The organism is Enterobacter cloacae complex sp. SHL021, assembly GCF_049237765.1.
Taxonomy (GTDB): Bacteria; Pseudomonadota; Gammaproteobacteria; order Enterobacterales; family Enterobacteriaceae; genus Enterobacter; species Enterobacter cloacae.
Map to the genome: position 1 here is coordinate 1 of NZ_JBMKJG010000047.1, position 5,296 is coordinate 5,296.

A 5,296-nucleotide genomic window follows, 5' to 3' on the forward strand; every position below is an offset into this window, starting at 1 on the left:
GAGTATGAGCGAGGCGATGGAGAAAAACCGGCGGAGCGTACTGCGGACTGCCGGGCGGACATGGCTCACCATCCTGATGGTGTCAGCGCTGCTGAGCGGCACGAGCGGGAGCATTCTGTGGTGGCAGGGGCAGCAGATAACCGACAATTACACGCATCTTCGTCAGCAGGAAGATACCCTGGCGAAAATGACCGCCAGGACGTGGGGAGTGCGCTATCAGGAGAGCAGCGACGGCCGGAGGTTTCTTATCCTGCCGCCGGGGATACAAACCGAAGCCATCCCTTACGACGGGACGACATGGATCCGCCTGAAACAGGAGTAGCTGAAAATGACAGAGCTGGAAAAGCAGTTGCTGAGCGCATTAGAGCAGCTACAGCAGGACTACTCGCAAAGGCTGGACGAATGGGAGAGCGCCTTCGCGGAATGGCGGAGCATGTGTGGGCTTATGCAACGGGAGAACGCGGTGCTGAACGAGCGCGTGTCGGACTTGAGCACGCAGGTGCTGAGTTTAAGCGAGCAGCTGCGCCGCTTGTCCGGGAACTGAATGCCATCGAGCTCCGGCAGAGGGAGAATGAGTATCAGAAAACACTGGAGCTGGAGCGCCAGCCGCAGAAAACCTACCGCGGGCCGACACTTTAAACCATCCAGGCAGCTGACAACCCGCACGAAGAGGGGCTCTTATTTCTCCCGCTAAATAGGTTCGTGATCAAAAAGGTCACGACTTATTCAGGAGCGGGAAATGAAGCTGTTAAATCTTATTGAATCATTGCTTAACTGCCTGTATCTGGCGGCGGAGCTGTGGGACTGGCTGGAGAAGCATTTGTCGGTTTTTAAGGCATTGGCGCGGATTTTAGTGTGACTTTAACATCCATGCATCTGGCTGCATGACTATGCACCAGTGTAATATTCAGCGGCTGCGTTTCTGGTGTTTTTTCGTTATGTCTGTCGCCACTTTCTCGCGTCTGGCACCGGAAACGCAGCCAACCCCGTTTCAGCGGTGCGCCCAACGGATGTTATGGTAAATAAGAGCGACCGTCCCGGTCGCTCTTGAAAGAGAATTCGGCCTTAGGTCAGTTTTCGCAGATACAATCATGTGGACTGCGGAGACATTCTTCGCACTCCTCACATATGCACTCATCCAGTTTTTCACCGCACTCGTCGCAACGTGAGCAGCTACAGTGCTCATCTAAATTTCCACAATCGCTGCAGCGCTCACAGACGCAGTCTGCCAGCTTCTCGTTGCAGTCATCGCAGAAGCCACAGGTACAGGCGCTGGCAGGGAGGGCACAAACATCGCAAATCTTATCCATTGGATCCATTTTATCTCACTTTTATTTTATCAGTGGCTGTGTGCGGGCGATTTCCCCAGCGCGATAGATGTGGATTTAAGTGCCATTTTTCAATGATTAAGGCAGCTAAAAAAGTGGTTTTTTAGGGCTTTTCAACGTGACCAGCACTGACGGGGATAAATACAGGTAAGCAATAATGCTCAGTCATGAAAAGGAGAATCCGATGGAGCAACATACCCCTGAATACTTACGACGTACCTTAGCTCATAACCGTGCCCTAATGGACGATATCATTAGCAGTGGCATGTCCAGGTACTACAACACGGAGATTGTGGATGCCGCATGTGAGGCGATAGAAGCTGAATTGCGACGACGAGGAATTTTGTAAGAGACAAAGCCCGCTTATGCGGGCTTTGTCGTTACTGGCGCTTCTGTTACTCAGTGTTGTCTGGGGTTCGGTAGATCTGTAGCCAGTACCTGCCAGGTGCGCTCGTTGGTGGTGCGAACTCATTATCGCGAATGGTGCAGTATCGTCCATATTTGCGGGTAACAGTATGAGTGTTTGTGTTGATGTCACATTCTTGGAATGAGCCACCATCACGACCTATTTTGCCATGTGGTCCTACATAAATTGCCATTTTGTTCTCCTTTTTAGAGCCTTGTATGGGCATCTTATTGGTGTTCAAACAACAATCATTTCAAGATCTAAGAACTGAACTAAAAATCAAACTAAAGGTAGGTATGCGGGGGGTTTTACGGCAAAAAGCCCGCACGAGCGGGCTTTTACTTATGGAAACATCGGATGAAGGTGTTCTAGCGTCTCGGATAAAGTCTTACGACTTTTCGAGAGGCTGTACTGAGCCTGCATATTAACCCACGACTCTGCAGAGCGGCCTATAACTTTAGATAGTCGAAGAGCCATCTCATAACTAAGATCAGTTTTTCCATTGAGCAATCTACTTAATGCAGATTGTGATACTTCAAGCTTATCAGCTAACTCTGCGGCAGGTATTTCGAACGGTTCCATGAACATTTCCCTGATGAATTCACCGGGGTGTACAGGATCGTAAAGATTTATCATGCCTTCCTCTATTGGTTTTGTATTTGATTACACAAAACATTTTGTTTCTTTCGCGTTGCGCATTGCACAATACGCAAGTGTCTGTTATTGACAAAAAAAGCAGTAAGCTTTAGGATGCTCGGTGGAGCAGAAAGCTACCGCTGATATGGTGTCTTTACCGACTTTTTCAAGGCGCCATATTGTACGGTTAGCGCTCTTGGAAGTCAAACGAGGTAATCGACCTCAGAGACAAAGTTACGTCAATTATTTTAATAATGCAAGGGGTTCAAATGGACGCTGTCAAATTGTTTTCTGTTTATAGAGATAGATATCGACGAAAATTTTATGGAGATGATTGATGATAAAAAACATAAAGCATAAAGGGCTTCGGAGTTTTGCTGAAAACGGTAACACCGCCGGAATTCAGCCTCACTTAGCGAAAAAACTTCGCATGATATTGACTACGCTAAGCACCGCAACATGTCTTCAAGATATTGTGGATGTAAGGGCGCTGGGGTGTCACCCCCTAAAAGGTGAACGTAAAGGTGAGTTTTCCGTAGAGGTTAACGGAAACTGGAGGGTGGTTTTCAAGGTGGAAGAACCAAACGTCTTAGACGTTGATCTTGAAGATTACCATTAGTAATCAATAAGTAAGTTACTAATCCATCCTAGTGGCAATATGGATGGATTAGGGACTTTATTCAAAAATAAGTACCTCTGGAGGATTTATGAGAGCCTTTATGATTTTGTTGTTCCCTTTGCTTTGTGTAGTCATTGCTGGGGTTCTTGCTGTTCGTGGCCTAGATGGGTGGGGATGGTTCCTGTTTGCAGCTGTTTTGTGTACTGGTGTTGATACGGTGCAGAAACATGTCTCTAACAAGAATAATTCTGTAAGCGATTGAGGCTTTCAGGGTTCTTCCTTGACTGATTAAATCGACAAAGCGTATCTTATGTTCGAAACGAAAAAACCGCCTGGGGAGGCGGTTTTTTCGAGGGTTCAGTAAGTTGGGGAACTTCTGAACCGTGGTAACAGGGTGTACAAGACCGCTGAAACCAAATTCTGTCCTTCCAGTTTAGCCTCAGTATGGCTCTGACTTCAAGAACTCTGCATCAGTAATCTCTTGTACACCCTCTTACCAATGGCCGCAGCCAGTGGCGTTTTGTTGTGTCTTTCCGGGTTGGACTCAAGTCGATAGTTACCGGATAAGACGCTGCGGTCGGACTGAACGGGGGGTTCGTGCATACAGTCCAGCTTGGAGCGAACTGCCTTCCCGGAACTGAGTGTCAGGCGTGGAATGAGATAAACGCGGCCATAACAGCGGAGTGACACCGGTAAACCGAAAGGCAGGAACAGGAGAGCGCACGAGGGAGCCACCAGGGGGAAACGCCTGGTATCTTTATAGTCCTGTCGGGTTTCGCCACCACTGATTTGAGCGTCAGATTTCGTGATGCTTGTCAGGGGGGCGGAGCCTATGGAAAAACGGCTTTGCCGTGGCCTTCTCGCTTCCCTGTTAAGCTTCTTCCTAGCATCCTCCAGGAAATTTCCGCCCCGTTCGTAAGCCATTTCCGCTCGCCGCAGCCGAACGACCGAGCGCAGCGAGTCAGTGAGCGAGGAAGCGGAATATATCCTGTATCACATATTCTGCTGACGCACCGGTGCCGCCTTTTTTCTCCTGCCACATGAAGCACTTCACTGACACCCTCATCCGTGCCAACATAGTAAGCCAGTATACACTCCGCTAGCGCTACGTGACTGGTTCAGGGCTGCGCCCCGAAACCCGCCAAAAGCCTGACGCGCCTGCGGTTTGTCCAACCCCGCGCCGACCGGGAAAGGCTTTCCCGCCCGTCCCGGCGTTATCAGGAGGCCGGTTTGTCAGAGAAACGGAGCAAGATGCTCACCATGTGGGTGACGGAGGACGAGCACCGGCGGCTGCTCGAGCGCTGTGACGGCAGGCAGCTGGCGGCGTGGATGAGGCAGATCTGCCTGGACGAAAAGCCGGCACGTTCAGGAAAGCTCCCCTCACTCTCGCCGGCGCTGCTGCGCCAGCTTGCCGGCATGGGCAATAACCTGAACCAGATAGCCCGCCGTGTTAACGCCGGCGGCGGCACCGGCCATGACAGGGTACAGATTGTGGCGGCGCTGATGGCCATCGATGCCGGCCTTGAGCGGCTGCGGCACGCCGTTCTTGAGAAAGGAACGGACGATGATCGTTAAATTTCATCCGCGCGGCCGCGGCGGTGGCGCCGGGCCGGTGGACTATCTGCTGGGTAAAGACCGGCAGCGTGAAGGCGCCACCGTCCTGCAGGGGAAGCCGGAAGAAGTCCGGGAGCTGATTGACGCGTCGCCTTACGTTAAGAAATACACCTCCGGCGTTCTGTCGTTTGCGGAGGCCGATCTGCCTCCCGGCCAGCGGGAAAAACTGATGGCCAGCTTCGAGCGGGTTCTGATGCCCGGACTCGATAAAGATCAGTACAGCATTCTGTGGGTGGAGCACGCGGACAAGGGGCGTCTGGAGCTGAACTTTCTGATCCCCAATACCGAGCTGCTGACCGGCAGGCGGCTCCAGCCTTACTACGACCGCGCCGACCGGCCGCGCATCGATGCCTGGCAGACTATCGTGAACGGCAGACTGGGGCTGCACGACCCGAACGCGCCGGAAAACCGCCGGGCGCTGGTCACGCCGTCCGGGCTTCCGAAAACGAAGCAGGAGGCCGCAGAAGCCATTACCCGGGGACTGCTGACCCTTGCTTCGTCCGGGGAGCTGAAAAGCCGTCAGGATGTCACTGACACTCTTGAAGGTGCAGGTTTTGAGGTGGTGCGCACCACGAAAAGCAGTATCAGCATTGCCGATCCGGACGGGGGGCGAAACATCCGACTGAAGGGAGCCATCTATGAGCAGTCTTTTAACGCTGGCGAAGGACTTAGAGCAGCAATCGAAAGCGCAGC

Annotated in this window: 6 protein-coding genes and 1 pseudogene; 6 read left to right on the plus strand and 1 reads right to left on the minus strand. The window is 52.0% G+C overall.

The genetic code is table 11. The features are described from left to right. Window positions 1–322: mobilization protein (locus ACOTZF_RS24880; protein WP_421636226.1), on the plus strand; the 322-nt coding region annotated here is incomplete at its 5' end. A gap of 6 nt (window positions 323–328) precedes the next feature. Continuing rightward, a complete protein-coding gene (locus tag ACOTZF_RS24885; protein ID WP_000137422.1) occupies window positions 329–544 on the plus strand; it encodes an MbeD family mobilization/exclusion protein in 216 nt (71 codons plus the stop codon). Between the two features lie 1,532 nt (window positions 545–2,076). Here the strand turns inward: ACOTZF_RS24885 and ACOTZF_RS24890 are convergent. Further along, complete coding sequence (locus tag ACOTZF_RS24890) at window positions 2,077–2,370, minus strand: HigA family addiction module antitoxin (protein ID WP_000609279.1); 294 nt, start codon at window positions 2,368–2,370, stop codon at window positions 2,077–2,079. A gap of 337 nt (window positions 2,371–2,707) precedes the next feature. On the opposite strand from ACOTZF_RS24890, the gene ACOTZF_RS24895 reads away from it, so the two are divergent. The 4 genes and pseudogenes from ACOTZF_RS24895 to ACOTZF_RS24910 all read left to right on the plus strand — a co-directional run. Continuing rightward, window positions 2,708–2,989 (plus strand): type II toxin-antitoxin system RelE/ParE family toxin, encoded by a 282-nt coding sequence (locus tag ACOTZF_RS24895; RefSeq protein ID WP_000594459.1) that lies wholly within the window; start codon window positions 2,708–2,710, stop codon window positions 2,987–2,989. Between the two features lie 1,230 nt (window positions 2,990–4,219). Beyond that, a complete protein-coding gene (locus ACOTZF_RS24900) occupies window positions 4,220–4,564 on the plus strand; it encodes a MobC family plasmid mobilization relaxosome protein (RefSeq protein WP_031603520.1) in 345 nt (114 codons plus the stop codon). Beyond that, window positions 4,554–5,234 (plus strand): annotated as a pseudogene (gene mbeA, locus ACOTZF_RS24905) (plasmid mobilization relaxase MbeA); the annotation flags it as partial. The gene ACOTZF_RS24900 and the pseudogene mbeA, both read left to right, overlap by 11 nt. A 7-nt stretch (window positions 5,235–5,241) precedes the next feature. Then, on the plus strand, window positions 5,242–5,296 hold a 55-nt coding region (locus ACOTZF_RS24910; protein WP_369879815.1), incomplete at its 3' end, for an MbeB family mobilization protein.

Bases quoted from the DNA above. Each gene is read 5' to 3' on its own strand.
- ACOTZF_RS24885 (WP_000137422.1), top strand. From the start codon at position 329: ATGACAGAGCTGGAAAAGCAGTTGCTGAGCGCATTAGAGCAGCTACAG.
- ACOTZF_RS24895 (WP_000594459.1), top strand. From the start codon at position 2,708: ATGATAAAAAACATAAAGCATAAAGGGCTTCGGAGTTTTGCTGAAAAC.
- ACOTZF_RS24890 (WP_000609279.1), bottom strand. From the start codon at position 2,370: ATGATAAATCTTTACGATCCTGTACACCCCGGTGAATTCATCAGGGAA.